This is a genomic window from Paenibacillus sp. XP01, assembly GCF_057364885.1.
This window is the reverse complement of sequence record NZ_CP139481.1, coordinates 598,246-621,472: the sequence shown is the minus strand read 5'-3', so window position 1 is coordinate 621,472 and position 23,227 is coordinate 598,246. Positions and strand designations below refer to the sequence as shown.

The window sequence follows — 23,227 nt, the reverse complement described above, 5'->3', positions numbered from 1 at the left end:
TCTGCTCAGATTCCCCCTGATTCCTGCGGATGCTCTTGTTGCGGCGATGAAGTCAAATACACATGCTCAGGATGGGGATGGCTGAGAAAATCATGATGCGAAATGGCCCAGCCGTAAGCACCGGCATATTGAAACAGCAGAATGTCCCCGACGCGCACCTCGCCGGCAACGACATCGCTTGCCAGCACGTCCTTCGGCGTGCACAGCTGCCCGACAACCGTGAATGGTTCCCCGGACACCGCAGGCCGCGCATAATCATGCGGCCATTCCTCCACGCGGATCACCTCGAACGGGTGACTGTGCTGCCAGGACACCGGCAGCCGAAAATGATGCGTGCCGCCGCGCACGATGGCATATGTCCGCCCATGGTTCTTTTTCACGTCCAGCACTTCTGTCGCATAATAACCGCTGGATGCCGTAAGATAGCGGCCGCACTCAAACAGCAGCGTGGTACCATGAGGCAATTCCCTGTCCAGCATTGGAGCAAGTTCCCCTACGAATGCCTCCCACTCGAATTGTCGTTCCAGATCCGCATAGTTCACGCCGATTCCTCCCCCCGCGTTCAAATACCGCAAAGGAAAACCATATTGCGCGGCCCATTCGCGGGCAAGTCGGCAATAATATTCGACCAGCTTCACATGCTGGTCTGCGGCAAGGTTGTTGGAGAGCGAGTGGAAGTGAAATCCTTCCACCCTGACATTCTCCATCCCCATGGCCAGCTCCGCCACGATCGGCAGTATGTCCTCATCGATGCCGAACTGGGTGGGACGGCCGCCCATCGCCAGCGTGGCCTGGGGCAGCGGCCCTTTCAGGTTGATGCGCAGCAGCACGGATACCGTCACGCCGCGTTTTCCTGCGAGATCGTTCAGCTTGTTCAGCTCATGCAGGCTTTCCGCGTGGATGAGCTGTACCCCGTAATCGATGGCACCGGTCAGTTCGGCTTCGGTTTTGCCCGGGCCGCCAAAAACGATCGGAATGTCGGCCGACACCTCGCGAACCTTCGCAACCTCGCCGAGTGATGCAACCTCGAAGCCATGCACCACCGGAGCCAACGCCCTTAGAACATGTTCTTCCGAGTTTGCTTTGATGGCATAGAACAGCCTGCTGGACGGCGGCATCGATTGCACGCGCTGACGTACATGGCTAACCAATGCACTCACATCCCGGATATAAGCGCACACCGGTTCATGACCCCGCTGCTTCATTTCGCGAACGTGGGCATGGATACGCCCGCGCTGCTGTTCAAAGCTCACGTTCGGTTCCTGCCGACTTACAGCCATAGCCGCGTTCCTTTCCCCTGCTCAACCGCACGGGCATACATCTCCGCAGCGCTTGAAATATCCTCGATGGCCATGCCCATCGGGTTCAGTACGATAATCTCGTCGTCATGCTCCCGGCCAGGCTTGGCTCCGATCAGAATCTCGCCGAGCTCGGCGTGCAGCTGCTCGCGGGAGAACCTGCCTTCCAGCACCAGCTGGTTGATGATTTTTTTCTCGCGGTTGGACTGGTCCCAATCATCCACCACCACCTTGTCTGCCTGAACAAACGCGTCCTTGTGCAGGTCCATGATCGAAATGTTGCTTACAAACGTGCCTTTGGACAGCCACTCGTAAGGAATGTGAGGCGCAGAAGCCACCGTTGCCGTCACCAGCACTTCCGCCTTGCGAACGGCCTGCTCGGAGGATACGGCTACTTGTACATCCACATCGCCGAAGCGGGAGCTTATCTCGTCCGCAAGGCTCCGGGCCGTATCGGCATTCAGATCAAACAAGTGCAGCTCACGAATGGAGCTGAATTGCTCCAGCAGCGACATCGCCTGCATTTTTGCAATGACGCCGCAGCCGATCACGCTGACGACGCGAAATCCCTCTTTTGCCAAATACCTGGCACCGATCACCGTTACCGCCGCAGTCCGCATGCCGCTAATAATGCTGCCCTCCATCACGGCAACCGGATAGTTGCTTTCGGGGTCGTTCAGAATGATAAGAGCGCTTGCACGTTCCTTTTGGCGTTTTTGCGGATTGTCATGTTTGCTGCCGATCCACTTCAAACCGCTGATCGCAATATCTCCGCCAACATAGGCGGGCATTGCGATAATCCGGTCGGCGATATGCCCGGTCTCTTCGTTCACCCGAAGGTATGGCTTGAGCGGTTGGACAGTATCTTTGCGGGCATGCAGCTCCAACGCTCGGGTAACTGCTTTGACATATGGTTCTGATTGCAGCCCTTGGAGATCTATAATATCTTGTTTATTTAAATACAAAAGGCTGTGTTCCTGTTGAACGGTACTCATATCGTCATTCTCTCCCTTGTTCGATTTAGTTGGTTGCATGGTAAACGGTCGGACCTGGCGGCAATTGGCCTACCCACTGTTCGTCATACACGGTATCCAGATAACGTTCGCCGCGGTCCGGCAGAACGGTGACCACATTTGCATTCGCCGACAAGGTCGGCAACAATTTCTCCAGTGCGGCAACCAAAGAACCCGAGGACCCGCCGGCAAAAATCCCTTCCCGCTCCAGCAGTTTGCGGCAGCCAAGCACCGATTCGCGGTCATCCACATGAATGACCTGATCGATTTCGGCAGGACTGAACAGCTCCGGCACCCGGTTGGCTCCGATGCCCGGCAGTTCCCGTGGCTTGGATGGCGTACCGAAAATCACCGAACCGACAGCATCCACGGCCACGATTCTGGCCTGCGGGTTCGCTTCCTTCACCCTCCGGGAAATCCCGAGAATGCTGCCCGTCGTGCTGACCGCGCAAACCAAAACGTCGATGCGGCCGTTCAACTGTTCCACGATTTCCTGTCCGGCACCGTGGTAGTGGGCTTTCCAGTTCAACGGATTGGCGTATTGGTTGATCCAGTATCCCGCGGGATCTTGGCTGGCCAGTTCTTTGACTCTGCGGATGCGGGATTGCAGATAGCTGCCGTGTTCGTCGGCTTCGCTCACCATGTCCACGTTGGCGCCAAGATACGTGATCATCCGCAAATTCGTTGACGTGATCTTCGGATCTACGACGCAGGTGAACTTCAGGCCATACCTTTTCGCCGCAAGGGCCAACCCGATTCCCAAATTTCCCGAAGTGCTCTCGATGAGATGCGTTTGGGGCGTGATCGTTCCATCCCTTAACCCTTGCTCGATAATGTACCTTGCGGGACGGTCCTTCATGCTGCCGCCGGGATTCATCATCTCCAGCTTGGCATAGACGGATGGCCCCTTTGCTCCAAATAGCGAACTCAAGCGAACCAGTGGAGTCTGACCTATGCAATCCAGGATGGAATCGGCAACGTTGAGCGACTGATTTTTCACTTGCAGGACACTGTGTTCCAAAGGTTTACACCAGCTTTCCGGGCAGTTTTTTGTCGTCCACATGCAGGGTTGTTGATAATGATAATTAGTCTCATTTGGACGCAGGACCTATTATGCATACCCTTTTTTTTCCTGTCAACCGAAAAATCGACAGAGAATTTTTCACAAAAATCGGCATTGACATTGAGAATCATTCTTGATAATCTGTTCAGCAATTGCTTGTAATTTCCAAAATCGGGGTGGGTGAAACGGCAAAATGATGCCACATAAAGCCTGGAACCAGAGCATTCGCATCCTCTCCGGGGGACGGTTTCTTTCCAGTGCAGGACTGACGGGAATCAGCCCGTTTATTCCGTACTACATGGAGCACATGAACGCGGGAACCCCCGAGGAAGTGCTGATGTGGACCGGTCTGTCCGTATCTGCGCCCGCCCTTTCGTACGCCCTGCTCACTCCCTTCTGGGGGAAAATCGGGGATCGGTGGAGCCGCAAATGGATGGTCGTTCGCGCCCTTGTCGGCCTGGCACTGAGCATGTTCTTGATGGGCATCGCACAGACGCCGTTCCAATTCTTTTTGTTCCGGCTCTGCCAAGGGGCCTTCGGGGGCATATCCGATGCCAGCAGCGCCTTCGTCGGATCGCACGCGCCCGCCAAGCAGCAAGGGTTTGCGCTTGGCAGACTGGAGCGGGCATCGGCAGCCGGACTGCTCGTCGGTCCACTGCTCGGCAGCATCTGCGTCAATACGTGGGGAAGCCGCCCGCTCTTGTTCATTACGGCCGGATTGACGATGGCCTTCGCCCTGCTGGCCGCCTCTTCGCTTGCAGGTGCGGCTAAGCCGGGCAAGAGCCTTTCCATCCCTTTTTCTGCGGATCGTACGGACGGATCAGCTTCGCCAGTTCAACGATCCGTTCCAGTCACAGAATCGGCTGCGAAAGCTCCGCCCGACAAAGGCGGCATTCTTCACGCGTTCCGTTCGCTTGTTTTCCATCCGTTAGCCAGAAGATTGGTACTTGCCGGAATCGTGTTCAAGCTGGTCGATTTTGCAACATTCACGATGTTTACGCCATTCATCCGCGAGCTCATTCCGTCGTCCACCGCAGCGCTTGTCGTCGGACTGCTGCTGGCCATGTCTTCCGTCGGCGAACTCGTGGGCGCATCCTGGTGGGGCAAGCGGAACGACCGGCATGCACCCGAGCGCAATCTCCGTTGGGCAGCTCTGTTGTGCGGAATTTGCGTACTGGCGCATACACTTCCGCTTGGCGTGGCATGGCTGATCGCCATTCGCTTCCTGCAGGGCTTTTTCTATAGCGCCCTGCTTCAGACCGTCATGCTGAACGTGCTCCGATCGTCAACCGACTCGGACCGCGGCGTCCGGATCGGCGCAACCAACAGCATGCTGATGGTCGGGCAGCTCACGGGACCTACGCTTGGCGTTTGGATCGGCGCTGCTTGGGGAGTATCGGCGGTATACCTCGTCATGGGATTCGTCATGGTAGCAGCCCTGTTGCTCGTTCCGCGCAGCCTTGCGCCCGAAAGAAAGGCTCCCTTGCAGGTGCCGCTCCAATAAATCACGAAAGGACGACTTGACCATGAGCAAAGAGCAACTCATCGACCCGTTAAAAAGCCATGCTTGGTTGGAGGAGGGCTCGCCTTCTCCTTCCCTGCTGGCTCGCCGCGAAATGCTGAGCAGGATACTGAACGCCTATTTGCGCGAAACGGGACAGCATGATCCTTACTTCACAGATTCTCGCCTACCGAACATATCGCTGGCCATTAGGCTCCCATCCATCGGACAGATCGTTTACGGTTCGCTGCTTCACCGCTCGCTGGCCGGGCATCACGTTTATGGGGAAAACCTGTATGCCTCCGAAATTGAACGACAACATCCGGACGATTGGAAAGCGCTATCTTTTGAGGAAGCCGTTGCCCTTCTGCTGGACGACATTGCGCTGTCTCAACAAGGATCATCTCATGATGCCATGGCCCAAAAGATCGAGTTGCAGCAGATGGTTACCAACAGCCTGCAGCATATGGAATCCTATCTTGAGCATGCTTACGTGTCCGGGCCTCCGGCCAGTCTGGACTTCAACGCTGCCGAGCAGGCCTTGTTGTGCGGACATCCGTTCCATCCGACGCCAAAAAGCCTTGAAGGCTTCAGTTCTGCCGATTCGCTCGCTTATTCGCCGGAATATGGCGTAACATTTCCGCTCAGCTGCTTTGCCGCAGCGCCTGAATGGATCGGCGAAGACTGGATTGATCCCGCGGACGGCGCATCGGACGCTTCCTGGATCCCTGCCGAAATGAGGGAAGCCGCGCATCGTCTTCTTCCGCCGGAACGCAGCCATTACGTATTGCTCCCTTGCCACCCTTGGCAGGCAGGATACTTGCGCTCGCTTGAATCGGTGCAGAAGTTACTGGCAGAGGGGCACCTGGTCGATTTGGGCAGCACGGGCCCTGCCGTGGTTCCCACTTCATCGGTCAGGACGGTGTGGAACCCGAAGGATCGGTGTTTCTACAAGCTCTCCCTGCATATTCGGATCACCAATTTCATTCGCGAGAACAATGAGGAACAGCTGCTGCGGACGCTGGATGCGTCGAGCATTGTTGCGAGTATAAAGGAACGTTGGCAGTCCCGGCGTTTTCAAATTTTGCTGGAAAAAGGCTATCGTACACTGGAACCGCCGCAAGCTTCTGCCCCGACGATGCGGGAGCAGCTGATGTCCGGCTTTTCCATGATCGTGCGTGAAGCACCCGACGAGGTCGGCAGTGCCCCAGGCACACCTTACGTCATCGCTTCGCTGATGGAGGTGCTGCCCGGCGAACGCGAACCGCTTCTGTTCCGCGCCGTGCGGGAAAGCAAACAGGCAGGTTCAGGCGGAGAAGTCGATACAAATTTTCAGCCGGATTGGCAGGCCTGGTTCCGCGAATACGCGGAGCTGACCGTCGCGCCGATGCTGCGGCTCTACGCCGAAACGGGAATCAGCCTGGAAGCGCATGTGCAAAATTCGATGCTGCGCCTCCATGATGGCAAACCGTCCTCTTTCATCGTGCGCGATCTGGAAGGCATCAGCGTCAATCGGGAGCTTGCGGAGCAGCAGGGCTGGATCGGGACGATCGTCCAAAGAGACAGCCCGGTCCTGTATTCGGAGGAGCAGGCGCGCCATCGTTTGAAGTATTATTTTTTCGTCAATCATCTCAGCCATGTCGTACAACGTTTGGCCTATTACTCCGGACAGTCGGAGATGCCCTTCTGGCATATTGCAAGCCGAACGCTGGAGCGTCTTCGCGAACAGGCACTGCCCGGATCGTTGCTGGAACACATCGTCTGCGACCTGCTCACTGTACCCACGCTTCCGGCGAAAGCCAATCTGCTCAGCCGATTCCATCAGCGGGGCGAAACGCCGTTATACGTGGATATTCCGAACCCGATGCGGGTGAAGGAGTAGCCTGCTAAGAAGCCTGCATCCAAAGGGAGACGGGCTTCTTCACGTTTTAAGGAAGGACCTAGGGAAAGACCTAAGGCAGCAACTTGAATTATTCGGAACAATCAGATCACGGTTCAGTTCTGTCCCTCTCGCTCATAACCTATAGAAAAAGGACAAAGGAGGCTGGGCCGGAATGCCTTCCAGAAAATCGTCAAGCGGTCTGGATGAAAATATCGCAGCCATGCTCTGTTACCTGTTTACCTTTGTAGGCGGCATCATCTTTCTGGCGGTGGAGAAACGAAGCCGGTTCGTTCTCTTTCATGCGCTGCAATCGGTTGCCGTGTTCGGCATCATTATGGTGGGCCACGTCCTGTCTGCCTTTCTCCCCCTGTTCGGTGCGCTCCTGGCTGCGCTGTTGTCCATGATGGGATTGGTCGTTTGGCTCATCATGGTGGTCACCAGCTTGCAGGGAAAATGGCTCAAGCTGCCTTGGGTCGGCGATTTTGCGGAAAAGCAGATGCGTCATTTCTAATTTAGCTGAGTAAACATAATAAATCGGATATCAACATTTCACGCCCCCAACCGTTCATCCTCATTACCTGACCCGACGTTTTCCAGCCAAAACAAAAACACCGAAAACATGGCAGCCGATGCCGATGTTCTCGGTGTAGTGGTTCATGACGTAAGCGGTTCATGACCTGAATCATTCACAGCGTAAATCATTCATGAGATTCATTATTTACGCTGTATATCATTTGCGAGATTAACCACATGAATTTACATGGTTAACCATTCACATATATAACAAGATGCAGCTTGGCTTCCCCGATCAGGCTCCCCGACGATTATGCCGATTTGCCCGTTTCTCCAAGAATGCCTTCAGCCTGTTTCTCGGCCATCCGGGCTGCAGATTCCTTTGTACCCAGTCCATTAAACAACAGGTTCATGAAAATGGCTGTAAAGCTGCCGGCAATGATGCCGTTGCCGAGCATGATTTGCGCCCAATCCGGCGCACCCGCAAACAATTGCGGAACGACCGTTACGCCAAGCCCCATCCCGACGGAGCAGGCAATGATGAACAGATTTTCATGACGGCCCAGATCGACTTGCGTGCCCAAAATACGGATGCCGGAAGACACAACCATGCCGAACAAGGCTACCATCGCCCCGCCCAGAACCGAACCTGGAATCAACTGCGCCAGCGCCGCGATTTTCGGCACGAATCCGATGACGACCAGCAATCCGCCGGCAACAACGATGACATCACGCGTTTTGACGCGGGTCATCTGGACAAGCCCTACGTTTTGCGAATACGTCGTGTACGGGAACGAATTGAAAATACCGCCGAGCACGATGGCCAATCCTTCGGCACGATAACCGCGCGCCAAATCCTTCGAGTCAAGGTCTCTGTCCAAAATTTTGCCCAGCGCCATAAACACGCCCGTGGATTCTGCCACGCTGACGATGGAAACCAGAATCATAGTCAGAATCGGAACGATTTCAAAGGTCGGCTTCCCGAAATAAAACGGCTGCACGACATGGAACCAGCTTGCTTCGCGAACCGGAGCGAAATCGACCGCGCCCATGAATCCGGCTGCGATCGTGCCTGCAAGCAGTCCGACCAATACGGAAATGGAACGCAGGAATCCTGTCGTGAAACGCGTCATCAGGATGATGAACACCAGCACGCCAAAACCAAGGATCAGATGAGTACCGCTGCCGAAGTCCTCGGCTCCCTGACCGCCGCCCAGATCATTAAATGCGACCGGAATCAGGGTAAGTCCGATAATGGTTACCACCGACCCCGTCACGACAGGCGGGAAGAGCCGGATCAGTTTGCCGAACAATCCCGAGAACAATACCACGAACAATCCGGAGGCAATGATGGCGCCATAGATGGCTGACACCCCGCTCTTCATGCCGATCAGGATCATTGGCGAAACGGCTTGAAACGCACAACCGAGCATGACGGGCAGCCCGACGCCGAAGAAGCGGTTTCCCCATACCTGCAGCAGCGTAGCCACGCCGCAAGCAAGCAAGTCGATCGCGATCAGGTATGTGAGCTGCTCTGTCGTAAAACCGAGCGCACTGCTGACGATGAGCGGCACCACCACGGCCCCTGCATACATAGCCAGCACATGCTGGAGCCCCAGCGAGAACGTTTGGATGGGATGACGGTGGCCTTGAAAGATACGTTCGCGTGCCATATCAGTTCGTGCCCTCCTCATCCGCAAACGTGACCTGTCCGTCCGACAGGGCGCCGATGCGAACCAGCGACTCCACGCGGTATCCGGCTTCCTTCAGCAAACGGCCGCCTGGCTGGAACGCCTTCTCGATCACGATGCCGATGCCCACAACTTCGGCCCCAACCTGCTCCACGATCCGTGCCAGACCAAATGCCGCTTCGCCGTTGGCAAGAAAATCGTCGATGATCAGCACGCGGTCGCCCGGTTCCATGAACTTTTTGGCTACCGTGATTTCATTGGTTTCCTGCTTGGTGAAGGAGTACACCTTCTCTACAAGAATATCCTCGCGCAGCGTAAGCGACTTCTGTTTGCGTGCAAAAATGAGCGGCACGTTCAACTCCAGCGCAGTCATGATGCCTGGCGCGATTCCGGACGATTCGATCGTCAGGACCCGTGTAATCTTTTCCCCTTCAAAACGGCGGGTGAATTCCTTGCCGACTTCTTTCATCAACACCGGGTCCATCTGGTGGTTCAGAAACGAGTCGACCTTCAGCACCTGATTGGACAGCACAATGCCTTCCTGGCGCACCTTGTCCTTCAACAACTTCATTTGCAAGCTTCCCCCTGTAATTGCCCTCGCGATGTGCGGCCGGCCTCATACCCTTCACAGGGAGAACGGGAAAAACAAAAAGCCCGCCTTCCTCACTGCGGATTGGACCAGAGACGGGAAGACGGACTTGTTGCAAACACGCAAAGTCAAAACGTGTCGGCAAAACGCACGGATCATCCAGAACTCGAAGGCCGGCAGCCGATAACCCAGCTCCGTCCTCGCAGTCCAAGGGTTTCAGCAACCCCGATGATGCGGCGTTTCCTTCCCGTAGTCCGATCATTCCGGTGATCGGGTAGAGACATGCAGGCCTATTCCTGCACATATACGAGTAAAGGCATATTCTTTTGAATGTTCATAAGGAACATAAACGTGTATACATAACTGACAATGTTAGAAGTATACCGAATTGGCGCCGTGAAATAAAGAAGTATTTTCATGTAATTTGCGGAAATCCCGTTAAAATTGTAGAAATAGGATGATGGCAGCGACATTTTTTTGTACAATATGTAAACGGAAGTTCGCTGTGGGGCGAAATGGATGGGGAAAATAACACTGGCAGCATTTTGCTGGTCAAAGGAGAGGGATTGAGATTGAAAGGCTTGCTTAAAGAATTCAAAGAATTTGCCGTACGCGGCAACGTCGTCGATCTGGCAGTCGGTGTGATCATCGGTGCGGCATTCGGCAAAATCGTGACGTCCATCGTCAACGACATCATTATGCCGCCTGTCGGCAAACTGCTTGGAGGCATCGATTTCAGCCAGAAAATCATTAACCTGGACCCTGATATCAAAACGGCAAACGGTCAGGACATTACAACGCTCGCCCAGGCGAATGAATTAGGAGCTACGGTCATCGCTTACGGGCAATTCATCAACGTACTTATCGATTTCCTCATCGTGGCATTCTGCATTTTCATGCTGGTGAAGGGCATTAACTTGCTCAAACGCAAAGAAGAGAAGAAACCCGAACCCGCGAAAACGACCAAGGAATGCAAGTACTGCCTGTCCGAAATCCCGATTGCGGCCACGCGCTGCTCGCACTGCACGTCCCATCTGGATGTGGAAGGAAGCGGATCGCCGGCCTAAAAAAACAGGTTCTGCGCGTTTCCTGCAGGAAAAAAAATCGGCCAAGTCCTCTACGTTGCGTATGCAGCGTCGGTATGGGCTTGGCCTTTTACTATGGCTTACTGTCTGCGTCAATACTGCTCAACATTGCTGAATATGTATACCCGAGAACGGGTGCCCCGGAAAACCACGCCGCCCGCTTCTAGAAACGACGTGGCAGGAGATGCTCCAGAATTGCCTTCAGATCACGGTCTTCCTTGTATACTTCTTCCCCTGTATCGAGTTCTGTCACGCGAATAAATTCGAAATCCGCTCCAGGGTCCGTCGGTTTAAACAACAGCTGCTCTTCATCCTCCAAACGTACGTTGAATCCCATATCCTTAAACATGCTCGCCAACTGGCTGTTTGCCGGTTCCTGGCCTTGCCCTACAAAAATGAGGCCGCGCAGGCTTTTGCGCTCCTGAGGTTGCGGATAAATCACTTGAAAGTGTACAATGCATTCCATGGAATCCTTCCCCTTTCATCGTTAAGCAAACTTTGTGAAATTTTGAACTTTTAAACTTGTTATATAAGGAGATACGTTTCATGACCCCAGAACGTTTCGATATTTACGATGAACGTCAAAATTGGATCGGCACGGCACCTCGCCACGAAGTCCATGCCCAAGGATATTGGCATCGCTCCTTCCACTGCTGGCTCGTGCGCGACGAAGGGGAGCAGCGCATGGTGTTGTTCCAGCGCCGCCGGGATACCAAAGACACGTTCCCTGGCTGTTACGATATTACGGCTGCAGGCCATCTCACCGCCGGCGAGCAATTACACGAGGCCAGCCGGGAGCTGGAAGAGGAGCTGGGGGTGGCGGTTCCGTTTGAAGCGCTGACCCACCTGCTTACCGTCAAACAGCAATTGCAAGGCGAAGTGCGCGGAATTCCTTTTATCGATAACGAAATCAGCGCCGTTTATGGCCTGTGCGTCGATCAACCGCTCGAGGCCTATACGCTCCAGGCCAGCGAAGTGGACAGTCTGTATGAAGTTCCTTTAAACGAGCTGCTTGCCTTGTTCCGCGGTCAGACAGACCGCGTAAAAGCTACCGGAATACAGGCGGAATACGAGGATTCCGGCGACCACGGGCCCCTCTCCGTTGCAGATGAAGGTGCGTCCGGCAATGCTTTCCCCTTCAAGCGGGTGATTCGCCAGGTGCGCGCAGCCGATTTCGTGCCTCATGGAACCACGTATTATACCGAGATCCTTGAAGCACTCCATCATGTGCCCGGTTGTCCTTAAGACTTAAGAAATAGGGAGCTTTGATGGCTCGACGAATTCATTTTGCCTGATCAGCATATGTTTCACTTCCGATGTTTATGTTCCCTGAAACCGGATGGCGTTATACTTTCTTCGTGCGACAGCCTCCCTGTTTCATAACGCGATAATACAACAAGGCGCTGCCGATCGCAGCGCCTCGTTGCAGCCTCAAATATGAAAAACGCAAGACCTGTCCGGATGCTCCGCCCTGCTCCCTACCTGAGCGAGAGCATCCCCTAATCTCGCATGGATCAGCTTCCCGAATTTCCTTCGGGAAATGCCCCCCAGTAACGTGCAGCCAACTCGGCATAACGCGGTCCGTATCGCGCCTCGAGTTCCCCGCCCATGTCCTGTTCCAGTTCAAACAGAACCAATGCCTGTGCAAAATGGTTCAATAGCAGACCCGTCATGGCCGGATGAGCCGTGACTACGGCTTGAGTCATGCATGCTTCCCCACGCATGCCAAGCATGCACCAGCGGCGATCCACGACCAGCGTGAATCTCCGGCCATTGCTCATGCCACCCAGTGAATCAAATGCCCACGGGACAGGCGGTTCCATACCTCCCTCTCCGCCATCGCAAGACCATAATACGCGTACGCCCCGCTCTTCGGCGCGCTGGAGTTCGACGTGAAGCAGCTCGGCCTCCTCCCACCAAAGATCCACCACGATCTCGTGTTTCGCCTCGGCCAGCTTAAGGCTTAGCGCATCCAGCACGTTCCGGTCACCTTCGAGATTATAAAAAGCAGGCTGTTCCGGTTCATGTCTAGGCATGCTGCTCTGCACGTAATCGAGCGATGAACGCATTTGCTCGGTGATCATACGCGTCAGTTCCTCGGGTTCAAGCACGCTGTATTTGGCCGGCTCGCCGGCGCTGCGGAGCAAAAAGCCCCGCTGCTCCATTCGCTGTAGCGCGGCATATACGTTCGAGCGGGACACGCCAAGGCGTTTCGCAACCTCATAACCCGAAGCCGAACCGTGCTTGGCGAGTTCCACCATGATTTTTGCTTCCATCTCGGTAAAGCCAAGATGACGGATATGATGCAGCAGTCGGTCCATTATCCCGTCCCCCCATGCTGTCGACAACCTGTGCTGCCTCTCCTCTTTTGTGAAGCAGCCATTCTACTGCTTCAAATCTGTTCTGCTCCGCAGCGCGGGCACCATTTGGAGCCCTTCGGCAGCTCCGAGGCGCAAATCTGGCAATTCACCAATTCGCGGGCAACCTCATTCTGCACATGAACGTTGCCCACAATCGGATTGTTTTCCTTCCAATACCTGATCCGTTCGTCCAATTCCTGCTGGCGCTCGCGTTCGCGCTGCATTTCCTCCTCGCGGCGCCGCTCCCACTCGGCATCGAAAGCTTCCTTCTCCTCTTGGGTGAAATCCATGCCGTTATACTCCATCTCTTCCTCCAGATCGGCAATGGAAGGGATGGCCGCTTCGTACGGATCTTCCTCCTCCGCTGGCATCGATTTCGGATTCTCTGGGGCAGGGCTTTCCTTGCTCAGAGACACTGCAGCTTCGTTGCGCGCAGATGGGTATCCTGGATCAGCCTGTTGTTGTGCAGCAGGCTTAAACTCGCCAAGCTTGCGTCCGCATTTCGGACAAAAATTGGCATCCAGCGAGGCAACATGACCGCATTCGCATAAGCGTTCGTTCTTCAATTCCGCGATTTTGGTACGCAATCCGTCGATTTCATCCTGAAGCTCATCGCACAGATTCGAAAGCTCCACCATGTCCTTCTCGATATTGATCATGTCATTCGCCCGGTAGCCTTCGTAAAAAATACGTCCCATATCTGTAAAATGGACTCTCTGTTCCTCCTGCAAGCCCAAAATCTGATTGTTCAATTTGCCAATTTCAACCGCGTGCTGTGCACGTTCCGTAGCGCGGTTTGCTCCGTTTTTGATACGTTGAAGCAATTTCATGACATCTCCTCCTCCGTCCGTCAAACGTTGAATCGCTCGATTCAACGAGAAAAGCCTTTGATAGATTCATTTTCATTCATCATTAGCAGGTACGTCACGCCCCGACATATAACTTATACGACGTGATGGCGAAAAGTTGCGCAAAACCTCATCCACGCCCTTCGTTCCTCCGCTTGGATGAAATCGGGGGCTTTCGTCAGGACCATACGTTCGGTATAATGAAGCTTTGGCCCTGTCTGTTCGCCCATTCGGGCGGCTAACCCTATCATACCAATTTACAATGGGATTGTGAAAAGGGCAAATGGATTACTTTTAACGGGATCTTCACGGATCCCTGAATCATATCGAGGTGGATGAATGATGTTAAGTCCGAACTCAACGTTTTATCCCCGTCCCCTGGGGGTTACCGCCGCTGCTTCCTTGCCGCAATCGCCCTCGGCGCCGCTGGAAACAAGCAGGCAGCTCGTCAGGGCAGACGAGGCGGATGCAGCCTATTTCCGTTCGCTGGAGGAAGCCGGCATCCGGCTCAACGGGCCGCAAATTTCGGCTGTGCGCCACAACAAAGGCCCGCTGCTCACCCTCGCTGGTGCCGGCTGCGGCAAAACGACGGTGCTGGCTGCCAGAGCAGGCTACCTGATGGCAATTCACGGCGTTCACGCCGGCAGCATTCTGCTGGTGACGTTCACGAATAAAGCCGCAGCGGAGATGAAGGACCGCATCGCCTCCCTGCCCGGCATTCGCCCGGCAGCCGCAAGAGCGGTGCAGGCCCGTACGTTCCACTCCTTTGCGCTGACGCTGCTTCGCCACTACGGCACGCAAGAAGACATCTTCGGCGAACCGAGAGCCCAGCACACCGTGATCAAAATGCTTTTGCGCCAATATGGCATGAGTGAGGCATTCCAGCCAGAAAGCCTGCTTGCCATGCTGTCCGCCTGGAAAATGCAAGGCTCCGCAACGGCCGACCTCCCCGAAAAAACGCAGGAAGAACGCGACGCCAAACGTGTGCTGATCGGATACGAGGAATGGAAACGGGACCGGAACAAAATGGATTTCGATGATATTTTGCTGCGTGCCGCCGCCTTGCTCCGCGATCCGGCCGTCCTTGAGCCCTTGCAAAGGCGCTTCCAGTACATCATGGTCGACGAATTCCAGGATACGAATCATCTTCAATACGAAATCGTGCAGAAGCTGGCATCGGCGCATCGCAACCTGATGGTTGTCGGCGATGACGACCAGACGATCTATACCTTTAATGGTGCGAGGCAGGAATCGATTCTGGAATTCGATAAAGTCTATCCCGGAGCACGCATCGTGACGCTGGACATCAACTATCGCAGCGATGCGCGCATCCTGGGGCTTGGGAGCGAGCTTGTTGCCCGCAACAAACGCAGGCGCCACAAAACGCTGCGAGCGGCCGGACATCGCGGTGACGCACCACGCTTCGCAACGCCCTCCAATGCCGAGGAGGAAGCTGCCTGGGTCGTCGAGCAATTGTGCAGCCAGGTCGAGGACGGCATGTTCCGTTACCGCGACATTGCGATTCTTCACCGTACCGCGAGCAGCAGCCGGGCCGTTTTCGAGCAACTGGTATTGAAGGACGTGCCCTTCATTCAACATGGCGCATCCCCTGTCTTCTATGATCAGTCCTTGATCCGGCCGCTGATGGATCACCTGCGGTTGTCGCTCAACCCCCGTTCGGCGGAAGCACTCCCCAGCGCGCTCGGTCCGCTGTACGTATCCCGCGATGCCGGCTTGGAGTGGATTCAACGCTCCGAACAACAGCAGGCCAAGAAGTATCCGCTGATTCATCTGGCCAAATGGGATAAGCTGAAGCCTTTCCAGCAGGAACAAGTGAAGGAACGCATCAAGCTGATCAAATCGCTCAGCAAAATGAAACCGGTCTTTGCCGTTCAGGAAATGCGGCGCCAATTCTACGACAAATACATGGAGAGCGGAGACCCCAGCATATTTACGCATTACCGGGAAACGATGCTGGAGACGCTCGACGAATTCGAAGCGGCAGCCAAACGCTTCGAAACCGTCGAAGAATTCATCGGCTTCGCCGACGAGCTGTCCCGCAGGCATAGGGAAATGGAAACATTGCGCCGAGCCGAGGACAGCGATGCCGTTCAGCTTATGACGATCCATCGGGCCAAAGGGCTCGAATTTCCCTGCGTGTACTGGATCGGCGCCAGTGAAGGCATCATTCCGCATAGCTCGGCCCTCCGGCAAGATTTGCCCGATGATCAAAAGGCCGCCCTCACCGTGCAGCAAACCGCTGCCGACCTGGAGCTTGCGATCGAGGAAGAACGGCGGCTTGCTTACGTAGCCGTAACGCGTGCCAAGCAGTACCTGTACGTGACTTCTCCTGCCAGCCACCACGGCAAACCTGCCGATGTGTCGCGTTTTCTGCTGGAGGCGTTCGGCATCACCGTACCGGACAAACGCAAAAACACGGATTCCGGAGCTTATGGCTCCTCGCATAGATCCTATGGCAACGGCTCCGCCTCTCCCACTCGCTCCGGAGCAGACTCCGGCAAAAGGGATATGATCCACAGGCGCAAAATCAACGGCGGCGATGCCGAAACACCGGAGCCAAAGGATCGCAGGCGAAGCGGGGAAGTACGCAATCACAAAGCCTACAGTACGCCAAGCGTCCGGCAGAACACGTCCTCCATTTCGGCATCCGCCACAAATAGTGGAACATCAAGCGGCGGCGGACGCACGGAAGTTGTGGCGATCTGGAAATGCAGCTCGCCGACGTGCAAGGCGTGGCTGCGGCAGAAGACGGACACTCACTCCCGCAGCAGCTCCGGGCGCAGAACTGCCTCGGGTCCGCCTGCATGCCCCTTGTGCTCCGGCCCCATGGAGGCGGGCACACGCAGCGTTCCCGTTACCGGAAGGGATGCACGCTTCAGATAAACTATACAATGAGCTCAGGACGTTGCCCTTCCGTTCTCATTTCGTTTCATGACGCTTTCCGCTGTTTATTAACAGTGGAAAGCGTCTTTTTTCCATTTTTGAATGGAGGTTGAACGAGGATGGTCGAAAAAAAGCATTATTATGTATCGGTAACCCATAACCTCATCGAACAGTCCCGCAGCGAATCAACGCCTTTCGAAGTCGTCCTGGATGACGAAGAGCTGGCCAGGCTGGAGGAGCTGATGGATCTTGCGGAAAATGACGATGCCTACACGCTGCAACGCGCTCCCGTACCTTATAAGTCGGCTGATCACGATGATGCAAGTGAGCGGTTTGCAAATGGACTAGTCCTGCTGTACGCCTTTTTGCATCATCATGGAACGCTGCCGACCCGTCAGGCCATTGAAGAAATGAATGTGCTTGACCGTCTTCAGGATACAGACTATGACGACCCTGGTTATGAACAGTCACCGATGAACAAGTAGATTCCAGTCTATATCTAATAGTCCCAAGTGAATGCGTTTAGTCCAAACGAATTTCTTTTCCCTTCTCGGCAGACTCGTAAATGCCGCACAGCATTCTCGTCGAAGTCACGCCATCGGCAATGGGGCTGATCGGCTCCGTGCCGTTCAGACAGCAATCCACGAAATGGTCGATCTGGTTCTGGAACGCACTGTGAATATGAAGACCGGAATGATCCGTCTGCGGTTCGATGTTGAGGATCGTATTATGTTTCTCCGCAACGATCAGCGTCTCCGGTTCGAGTTCGAGCCCCCCTCGCTCGCCGTACAGCTTCACATAGGTTTCATCCTTGCGAGCATGGAGCGTAAAGCTCACGTCCACGACGAGCGAAGCGCCGTTCTCGAATCGGATCATCGCGTTGGCCATATCCTCCACGTCGTTGACGGCTGAACTGTAATCGGCTGCTTTGTAAAAGGAAAGATGCTCTACGTTTGCCCGGTTGCCCAGCTTCCGGTACGTATTGCCGCTTACCGATATCGGTTTGGGCCTGCCCATCATGTACCAGCATTGGTCGATGATATGTACGCCCAGATCGATTAGGGGACCTCCGCCGGAGCGATTTTTGTCGGCAAACCAGCCTCCCGGATTCCCGTGCCTTCGGAGAAGGGAAGCCTTGGCGTAGTACAGTTCCCCGAACTCCCCGGCCTCCGCAAATCTGCGCAGCATCTGCATGTTGTTGTCATAACGCCGGACGAATCCGACGACGAGGGTGCAGCCGCTCTTCTTTACCGCCTCCTGAATGCGCAGCGCATCCACAACCGTGGTGGCAACCGGCTTTTCCAGCAAGACATGTTTTCCCGCTTCCAAAGCTGCGATGGCAAGATCGGCATGGGTATTGTTCCATGTGCAGATGCTGACGGCGTCCACATGAGGGTCTTTCAACATTTCACGGTAGTCGGTGTACACCGACTGTGCCTCGTATTTCTGCGCCGCTGCCGCAGCCCGCTGCTCGTTCAGATCGCAGATCGCATAGATCACGGCCTGTTCGTTCTGGGCATAGTATCTAAGATGAAGATCCGAAATGGAGCCTGTGCCAATCATGCCGATATGCAGCCTTTTGCCCGTATTCATCCTCGCGCTTCCTCCCTTATCCGTAATCAGGTTGTTCTAGTCTGCCCGCAGCATGCCTTCATATATGCCCGGCGTCGAATGTTCAATCGGAACGGCACCAAGGGTACGGGCGTAGAAATCCACTGGTCCTGCGGACCCGATAACGGCATAGGCATACCCTTCTGCACGCATGGCATGCATGCAAGCTAGCAATAAAGCCTTCCCTACTCCACGTCCCCGCGCTTGTTCGCCGACCCCTGTCGGGCCGAAAAAATTGCGGCAGGTTGCCTCATAACAGGCAAACCCGATCATTTTGTCATGCTCCACTGCAATATAGCAGGCTACAGGCTGGCGGGAAAAAGAAACGTCGCATTCGTCGGCCCAAGCCTGGCTGAAATGCGACTTCACCCAATCCAACACGACCTGCTTTTCCGGTGCAAGCGGCTTGCGAATGACGATGCCCTTTTGTCTTAACTCATCAAGCTCCTTGTCCTGTTCCGGCAATCGATACAGTGCAACCAGCATGTCGCTCATCGTTCGCTTCTCCTCCGTTTTCGCCAACTCGATTGAGTTACCTCTATTCATGGAGCCTCGGCAGCTGCATTGGTTCAGGCGGATATCCCCAACCTAACCGTCAATGGATCAACCCTGCTCACTGCTTCCTATTTTACACAAAATATCCCATCGATTCACGTATATGTTAAGCAAAAATACGTCAAATCGCTCCTATTTTGTAACGCCTTCATACTTTAACGCTGGAAACTCATAAATAAGTGCAACACTCGGCAAAGAAGTCCCGTCTAGAGAGAATGAACGACCGGTCATTGATAAAATGTGCCAACGTCCATACAAGAATGAAAGGGATGATCAACAATGAACAACAACATGAAAAAAGTTAGCGCCCTGATGGTTCTCTCTCTGGCACTCGGTGGAGGGGCTGCCTATGCGGCTGAATTAAACAGCGGATCAGACGCGATCCCCGTGAGCAGCCAGGACATCGTTCAGAATACGGTTCAGGGTCAGGGCAAGGCCTTGAGTCCGGTAAAAGTCCATGTCAACGATACCGCCATCGCTGAAGGATACTGGAATAAAGACGGAAAAACCCCCATGATCTCGCTGCGCGACCTTGCGGATGCGCTCGGCATTGAACTGACATGGAACAAGGAAAACAAATCCGCCGAATTAAGCAAAGGCAACCTGTGGACGATCGTTACGACAGGAAAAGACCAATATTCGTACAACAAAATGCTGTTGACCTTGGGAACTGCCCCTGAAATCACAAACGGCAAGATGTACATACCGGCAGCCTTCGCCGAGAAAGTGCTGCAAGCGCAAGTCAGCACAACGGGCAACCAGGTATCCATCGCGTCGGAAGAGCAGGCCAAAACCATCATTGAGCGCGGCGTCATTACAAGCATCAACCAAAAAGACAAATACGCTTCCGTTCATATCGGCGGCGTCGGCACGTCAGGCATCGTACTCAACGTCGGCGAGGATACCGTGTATCAAACCGCTGATGGCAAAACACTGAAGCTGGGCGATCTGTCCATCGGCATGACTATTGAAGCAGAGCATGCAATCATCATGACCATGAGCCTGCCGCCACAAACTCCTACCTACCGCATCACCGTACTTGATCAAATGGATTCCAAATCGGAAAACTCCGAAGTTCTGGGTACCGCGGGCAAAATCGAACAAGTAACGAGCGAGGGCCATGCCGTTACGCGCATCGAAATCTCGGGCATCGGGCTGTCTGAGACCTCACAGGACCGCGTCATTCTAAACATCAATGAGGATACCCAAATTGTCGATCCTCAAGGAAAAACGCTGAAAGCTGACGTGCTGACCAAGGATGCCGCGATTATCGGATTTTACAGCCCACTTCTGACTCGCAGCCTGCCGCCGATCGGAACGGCTTGGAAACTTGTCGTGGATACGGATGCTGACGGCACCAGCATGACCGACGGATTGCCGTCTCCGGCAGACAGAGCCGATGGGGCGGAAATTCAACCGAAGTAAGCTATAGTTTAAATGATGCCAAAAACCCTTATTCAGCATGTTCGTCATGCACGAATAAGGGTTTTTGGCGTTGATTTGCACCCTGCTTCAAATCAACGAAGCAAAAGATATGTACATCCCGCCTGCCCCGTACTTGAGGCCGGAAATGATCGTTTGAGCCGTAATTCATATTGGCTGCGGCGGATTGCGACAGGTTACTCGTTCTCTTCGATGACGGCTTCCGCTTCAATCTCCACCATCAGCAATGGATCGATCAGCGCACTGACCTCGACCATCGTAGCGACAGGCTGGATTTGGCCAAAAAACTCGCCGTGTGCTTTTCCGATTTCCTCCCAGCGGGAAATGTCCGTCACGAACATGCGGGTCCGCACAACATGGGACAGATCGGCACCAAGTTCCTTCAGGGCTTTTTCAATCGTCTGCAAAATGAAACGCGTTTGCGCATAAGGATCACCCGCCCCCACAACAACGCCATCCTGCATGGCGGTGGTTCCCGCCACTTCAATGCGGTTGCCGACACGGATTGCCCTGCAATATCCCACGAGCGGTTCCCATGGGGACCCCGTAAACACCTGCTGCCTGCTCATATTGTCACCCTCGCTTATTTGTCATTTTTCACCATTGTCGTTTCAATTATATCAGCATGTCCATGTGCCGAACAGCACGTAAAAAGCCTCTCGCCCACACGCCGAGTGCATCTTGATGGCGTTTGTGCGAAAGGCTTTTGTTCAGAAGCGGACAGGCCCGCTTTTCCGTAGCGGCACTGAGGCCGCAGTCCTCATTAGAGCTTGATGTTGGCTGCGTCGAAGTATTCTTCGAGCGTCAGGCCGCTTTTGACGACATCCGGAGCCAAATCTGTGCCGACATAGCGGATATGCCAAGGTTCGTACACATAACCGGTAATGCTCTCCTTGCCGTCCGGATAACGGATGACGTAACCATATTCGGCTGCATGTTCGGCCAGCCACTGGCCTTCCTTCGATTTGCCGAAGGACTCTTCCAGCACATTGCCCACGCTTGGGCTCGATACGTCAATGGCAAGACCGGTCTGATGTTCGCTTCGTCCAGGCACGGCGCTGACGCGGGAAGCATATTCTTCCCCTTTGGTTTTGACGTTGTTGTTGTAAATGGAAACCTGGCGCTCGTACGAACGATAGCCGGAAACGGCGCGGAGTTCAATGTCGTCCGCTTTTGCACCTGCAAACAGCTTCTCCAGCGCCTCAGCGGCTTCTTTGCGCATATGGCGCTTCTCATGCGGTCCGTCAAAGGAAAACGGCACGTTCGGTTCGACCAGATCATTCGGTTCATAGCCTTCCGGCAGGCTGCGCTGTTTGTTAACGATGACGGTCATCGCTTCGGCATTGGTCACGACGGATTGCCCGTCGATCGTATTCTGCAGGGCACTGACGCTGCGTTTCTCCATCAGGGCAGCTGAGACTGCGGTTTCTCCGCCCCCGCTGCCGCCTTCGGCAGCCTGTCCTTCGCCGGCAGAGGAATTCCCCTCGCCGTTTCCGCCGGTTTCAGCCGAAGCATCGCCGTTGCCAGCGGACGGTTGTCCATCACCGCCGTGATCCTCGGTAAAATGAACGGTCGTTCCGTCGGTTCCCTGCACGGTGTCCCCGCCTGCGTTCAGGCCCGCCTTGCCATCGGTGCCGGAACTGTCCTGACATGCAGTCAGCAGTGCCGCACATATCATGAAGGAAGACAGCATAACCACAATGCGGCGCTGTCTGCTGTTACTGTTTTTCATGTTATAACTCCTATCCTGTAATCAATTTGATGAATTCGAATGATGTCAAATCCCGGTCGACGGACAAGCTTTTCCCCTTTTGAATTAGACGAACGAAGGAAAAGGCATGCATTCAGCCAAGCCGGTTCACGGGGAAACGGCAACACCTTGCGGTCTGCCTTCCCCTGCGACAGTATACCTTAAAAGAACGCGAACCTCCACCGGCAATGCCATCCTTGAGAGGTTTTCTCCTCTCATCATGGCGTACGGACGGCCGCATGGGTCCGTTTTCGGCCTTTTAGGGCATCCCCTGGTTCAATGCGAACAAGCGGGGATGCATTCGCATCTCCCGCTTCGTTTAACCCCGATATCACGTCTTTGCCTTGCTGTCCTTCTGCGGCCGGACAGCCTGCCAGAGCCGCGCGGCAACCCGCTCGCGGATCAGAGCCAGGCCTGCTGCCGCCGGCTTGCCCGGCAGCAGTGCTTCCAGCTGCGGCAGTGCCGGGGGCTTGCCCGGCTCGGCCAGCTGCACCTGCACGGCGCCGAAGCCCGGCCCGGGCTGGTGCAGCGCGCCGTCAGCGGCTGCCTCGGCGATCCACTCGCCGACGGCCGCGCCGCCTTCGCCGCCGCGCGCCTGCGGGCGGCCCGCCGTCTCCGCGGCGCGGCTGGCGCCGTTTGGATCATCGGCCAAAGCTTCGGCCCATGATCCAAACACGCCGGCGAGCAGCGCTTCGCGCGGCAGGCCGGCCTGCGCCAGCTGCTGCAGCGGCTCGGCCGCGCAGCGGGCCGCGGCGGCGCGCACGGCGGCGGCCGCATGGGCGCAGCCCGTGCGGCCGCAGGTGCACGCGCCGGCCTCGGGCGCCGCCGGCAGCAGCCCGGCGAGCTCTGCCGGAGCCGGGCCGCCGCGCAGCAGCGCGTACAGCGCCTGCGGGCGCCGACGCAGCTCGGCCAGCAGGGCGGCGCGGGCGCCGGCGTCCAGATGCGCCTGCACGACCGTCACCGTGAACGGGCCGGCGCCGGAATCCTCCAGGTGCGGCTCTGCTCCAGTTGCCCGCATCCCGGCACGATGCCCGGATGCGGGGCTTACTTCCGCCGTCCACGCTCCGGGAGCGGAAGACGGCTGCATCTGCAGTTGCACGTTCCATTGATCGCTCACATCC

The 23,227-nt window shown here is 55.4% G+C and carries 21 protein-coding genes and 1 riboswitch; of the genes, 8 read left to right on the top strand and 13 right to left on the bottom strand.

The genetic code is table 11. The features are described from left to right. Window positions 1-5 precede the first annotated feature (5 nt). The 3 genes from SNR34_RS02915 to sbnA form a co-directional block, all read right to left on the bottom strand. Complete coding sequence (locus SNR34_RS02915) at window positions 6-1,205, bottom strand: type III PLP-dependent enzyme (RefSeq protein ID WP_486182387.1); 1,200 nt, start codon at window positions 1,203-1,205, stop codon at window positions 6-8. A 65-nt stretch (window positions 1,206-1,270) separates the two neighbouring features. Continuing rightward, complete coding sequence (sbnB, locus tag SNR34_RS02910; RefSeq protein ID WP_236417490.1) at window positions 1,271-2,293, bottom strand: 2,3-diaminopropionate biosynthesis protein SbnB; 1,023 nt, start codon at window positions 2,291-2,293, stop codon at window positions 1,271-1,273. A 25-nt stretch (window positions 2,294-2,318) separates the two neighbouring features. Then, window positions 2,319-3,311, bottom strand: a complete 993-nt coding sequence (gene sbnA, locus SNR34_RS02905) for a 2,3-diaminopropionate biosynthesis protein SbnA (RefSeq protein ID WP_486181085.1) — start codon at window positions 3,309-3,311, stop codon at window positions 2,319-2,321. A gap of 256 nt (window positions 3,312-3,567) precedes the next feature. Here sbnA and SNR34_RS02900 point away from each other — a divergent pair, with 256 nt between their 5' ends. From SNR34_RS02900 to SNR34_RS02890, 3 genes are all read left to right on the top strand, one after another. Beyond that, window positions 3,568-4,878 (top strand): MFS transporter, encoded by a 1,311-nt coding sequence (locus SNR34_RS02900; protein ID WP_486181084.1) that lies wholly within the window; start codon window positions 3,568-3,570, stop codon window positions 4,876-4,878. Between the two features lie 22 nt (window positions 4,879-4,900). Continuing rightward, window positions 4,901-6,757, top strand: coding sequence for an IucA/IucC family protein (locus SNR34_RS02895; protein ID WP_486181083.1), 1,857 nt, complete (start codon window positions 4,901-4,903; stop codon window positions 6,755-6,757). Between the two features lie 172 nt (window positions 6,758-6,929). Then, window positions 6,930-7,268 (top strand): DUF4870 domain-containing protein, encoded by a 339-nt coding sequence (locus SNR34_RS02890; protein WP_486181082.1) that lies wholly within the window; start codon window positions 6,930-6,932, stop codon window positions 7,266-7,268. Window positions 7,269-7,581: 313 nt separating this feature from the next. On the opposite strand, the gene SNR34_RS02885 is transcribed toward SNR34_RS02890, so the two are convergent. Then, a complete protein-coding gene (locus SNR34_RS02885; protein ID WP_236417496.1) occupies window positions 7,582-8,943 on the bottom strand; it encodes a nucleobase:cation symporter-2 family protein in 1,362 nt (453 codons plus the stop codon). Between the two features lies 1 nt (window position 8,944). After that, the gene (locus SNR34_RS02880; RefSeq protein ID WP_236417497.1) at window positions 8,945-9,532 is read right to left on the bottom strand and encodes a xanthine phosphoribosyltransferase; all 588 of its coding nucleotides are present in this window, start codon (window positions 9,530-9,532) and stop codon (window positions 8,945-8,947) included. Window positions 9,533-9,780: 248 nt separating this feature from the next. Further along, window positions 9,781-9,880, bottom strand: a riboswitch (purine riboswitch). Window positions 9,881-10,065: 185 nt separating this feature from the next. Between SNR34_RS02880 and mscL the strand changes: the two genes are divergently transcribed. Further along, entirely contained in the window at window positions 10,066-10,617 is a 552-nt protein-coding gene (mscL, locus tag SNR34_RS02875) for a large conductance mechanosensitive channel protein MscL (protein ID WP_486181081.1), read from the top strand. Window positions 10,618-10,798: 181 nt separating this feature from the next. On the opposite strand, the gene SNR34_RS02870 is transcribed toward mscL, so the two are convergent. After that, a complete protein-coding gene (locus SNR34_RS02870; RefSeq protein WP_236417498.1) occupies window positions 10,799-11,101 on the bottom strand; it encodes a hypothetical protein in 303 nt (100 codons plus the stop codon). 80 nt (window positions 11,102-11,181) lie between these two features. Here SNR34_RS02870 and SNR34_RS02865 point away from each other — a divergent pair, with 80 nt between their 5' ends. Further along, the gene (locus SNR34_RS02865) at window positions 11,182-11,880 is read left to right on the top strand and encodes an NUDIX hydrolase (RefSeq protein ID WP_486181080.1); all 699 of its coding nucleotides are present in this window, start codon (window positions 11,182-11,184) and stop codon (window positions 11,878-11,880) included. A gap of 269 nt (window positions 11,881-12,149) precedes the next feature. On the opposite strand, the gene SNR34_RS02860 is transcribed toward SNR34_RS02865, so the two are convergent. Both SNR34_RS02860 and SNR34_RS02855 read right to left on the bottom strand, forming a co-directional pair. Next, window positions 12,150-12,956 (bottom strand): TrmB family transcriptional regulator, encoded by an 807-nt coding sequence (locus tag SNR34_RS02860; protein WP_236417500.1) that lies wholly within the window; start codon window positions 12,954-12,956, stop codon window positions 12,150-12,152. A 71-nt stretch (window positions 12,957-13,027) separates the two neighbouring features. Next, the gene (locus SNR34_RS02855) at window positions 13,028-13,825 is read right to left on the bottom strand and encodes a zinc ribbon domain-containing protein (protein ID WP_236417501.1); all 798 of its coding nucleotides are present in this window, start codon (window positions 13,823-13,825) and stop codon (window positions 13,028-13,030) included. Between the two features lie 360 nt (window positions 13,826-14,185). Here SNR34_RS02855 and SNR34_RS02850 point away from each other — a divergent pair, with 360 nt between their 5' ends. Next, complete coding sequence (locus tag SNR34_RS02850; protein ID WP_486181079.1) at window positions 14,186-16,747, top strand: UvrD-helicase domain-containing protein; 2,562 nt, start codon at window positions 14,186-14,188, stop codon at window positions 16,745-16,747. Window positions 16,748-16,866: 119 nt separating this feature from the next. After that, the gene (locus SNR34_RS02845; protein WP_236417502.1) at window positions 16,867-17,232 is read left to right on the top strand and encodes a hypothetical protein; all 366 of its coding nucleotides are present in this window, start codon (window positions 16,867-16,869) and stop codon (window positions 17,230-17,232) included. 37 nt (window positions 17,233-17,269) lie between these two features. Here SNR34_RS02845 and SNR34_RS02840 read toward each other — a convergent pair whose 3' ends face one another. After that, the gene (locus SNR34_RS02840) at window positions 17,270-18,340 is read right to left on the bottom strand and encodes a Gfo/Idh/MocA family protein (RefSeq protein ID WP_236417503.1); all 1,071 of its coding nucleotides are present in this window, start codon (window positions 18,338-18,340) and stop codon (window positions 17,270-17,272) included. A 36-nt stretch (window positions 18,341-18,376) separates the two neighbouring features. Then, window positions 18,377-18,904: a GNAT family N-acetyltransferase gene (locus tag SNR34_RS02835; protein WP_486181078.1), complete on the bottom strand. Its 528-nt coding sequence runs from the start codon at window positions 18,902-18,904 to the stop codon at window positions 18,377-18,379. 300 nt (window positions 18,905-19,204) lie between these two features. Here SNR34_RS02835 and SNR34_RS02830 point away from each other — a divergent pair, with 300 nt between their 5' ends. Further along, window positions 19,205-20,338 carry a copper amine oxidase N-terminal domain-containing protein gene (locus SNR34_RS02830; RefSeq protein ID WP_486181077.1) on the top strand — a complete coding sequence of 378 codons (1,134 nt, stop codon included), beginning with the start codon at window positions 19,205-19,207 and terminating at the stop codon, window positions 20,336-20,338. A 194-nt stretch (window positions 20,339-20,532) separates the two neighbouring features. On the opposite strand, the gene SNR34_RS02825 is transcribed toward SNR34_RS02830, so the two are convergent. The 3 genes from SNR34_RS02825 to SNR34_RS02815 all read right to left on the bottom strand — a co-directional run bounded on the left by SNR34_RS02825 (window position 20,533) and on the right by SNR34_RS02815 (window position 23,223). Then, window positions 20,533-20,925, bottom strand: a complete 393-nt coding sequence (locus SNR34_RS02825; protein WP_486181076.1) for a RidA family protein — start codon at window positions 20,923-20,925, stop codon at window positions 20,533-20,535. Between the two features lie 194 nt (window positions 20,926-21,119). Next, entirely contained in the window at window positions 21,120-22,088 is a 969-nt protein-coding gene (locus SNR34_RS02820) for a M15 family metallopeptidase (RefSeq protein WP_236417507.1), read from the bottom strand. Between the two features lie 349 nt (window positions 22,089-22,437). After that, a complete protein-coding gene (locus SNR34_RS02815) occupies window positions 22,438-23,223 on the bottom strand; it encodes a hypothetical protein (protein WP_486181075.1) in 786 nt (261 codons plus the stop codon). Window positions 23,224-23,227: the final 4 nt, after the last annotated feature.

Coding starts and splice junctions, on each gene's coding strand:
- SNR34_RS02830 (WP_486181077.1), top strand. CDS start 19,205: ATGAAAAAAGTTAGCGCCCTGATGGTTCTCTCTCTGGCACTCGGTGGA.
- SNR34_RS02835 (WP_486181078.1), bottom strand. CDS start 18,904: ATGAATAGAGGTAACTCAATCGAGTTGGCGAAAACGGAGGAGAAGCGA.
- SNR34_RS02890 (WP_486181082.1), top strand. CDS start 6,930: ATGCCTTCCAGAAAATCGTCAAGCGGTCTGGATGAAAATATCGCAGCC.
- SNR34_RS02870 (WP_236417498.1), bottom strand. CDS start 11,101: ATGGAATGCATTGTACACTTTCAAGTGATTTATCCGCAACCTCAGGAG.
- SNR34_RS02915 (WP_486182387.1), bottom strand. CDS start 1,205: ATGAAGCAGCGGGGTCATGAACCGGTGTGCGCTTATATCCGGGATGTG.
- SNR34_RS02855 (WP_236417501.1), bottom strand. CDS start 13,825: ATGAAATTGCTTCAACGTATCAAAAACGGAGCAAACCGCGCTACGGAA.
- SNR34_RS02880 (WP_236417497.1), bottom strand. CDS start 9,532: ATGAAGTTGTTGAAGGACAAGGTGCGCCAGGAAGGCATTGTGCTGTCC.
- SNR34_RS02900 (WP_486181084.1), top strand. CDS start 3,568: ATGATGCCACATAAAGCCTGGAACCAGAGCATTCGCATCCTCTCCGGG.
- SNR34_RS02885 (WP_236417496.1), bottom strand. CDS start 8,943: ATGGCACGCGAACGTATCTTTCAAGGCCACCGTCATCCCATCCAAACG.
- SNR34_RS02840 (WP_236417503.1), bottom strand. CDS start 18,340: ATGAATACGGGCAAAAGGCTGCATATCGGCATGATTGGCACAGGCTCC.
- mscL (WP_486181081.1), top strand. CDS start 10,066: ATGGATGGGGAAAATAACACTGGCAGCATTTTGCTGGTCAAAGGAGAG.
- sbnB (WP_236417490.1), bottom strand. CDS start 2,293: ATGAGTACCGTTCAACAGGAACACAGCCTTTTGTATTTAAATAAACAA.
- SNR34_RS02860 (WP_236417500.1), bottom strand. CDS start 12,956: ATGGACCGACTGCTGCATCATATCCGTCATCTTGGCTTTACCGAGATG.
- SNR34_RS02850 (WP_486181079.1), top strand. CDS start 14,186: ATGTTAAGTCCGAACTCAACGTTTTATCCCCGTCCCCTGGGGGTTACC.
- SNR34_RS02895 (WP_486181083.1), top strand. CDS start 4,901: ATGAGCAAAGAGCAACTCATCGACCCGTTAAAAAGCCATGCTTGGTTG.
- SNR34_RS02845 (WP_236417502.1), top strand. CDS start 16,867: ATGGTCGAAAAAAAGCATTATTATGTATCGGTAACCCATAACCTCATC.
- SNR34_RS02825 (WP_486181076.1), bottom strand. CDS start 20,925: ATGAGCAGGCAGCAGGTGTTTACGGGGTCCCCATGGGAACCGCTCGTG.
- SNR34_RS02865 (WP_486181080.1), top strand. CDS start 11,182: ATGACCCCAGAACGTTTCGATATTTACGATGAACGTCAAAATTGGATC.
- SNR34_RS02820 (WP_236417507.1), bottom strand. CDS start 22,088: ATGAAAAACAGTAACAGCAGACAGCGCCGCATTGTGGTTATGCTGTCT.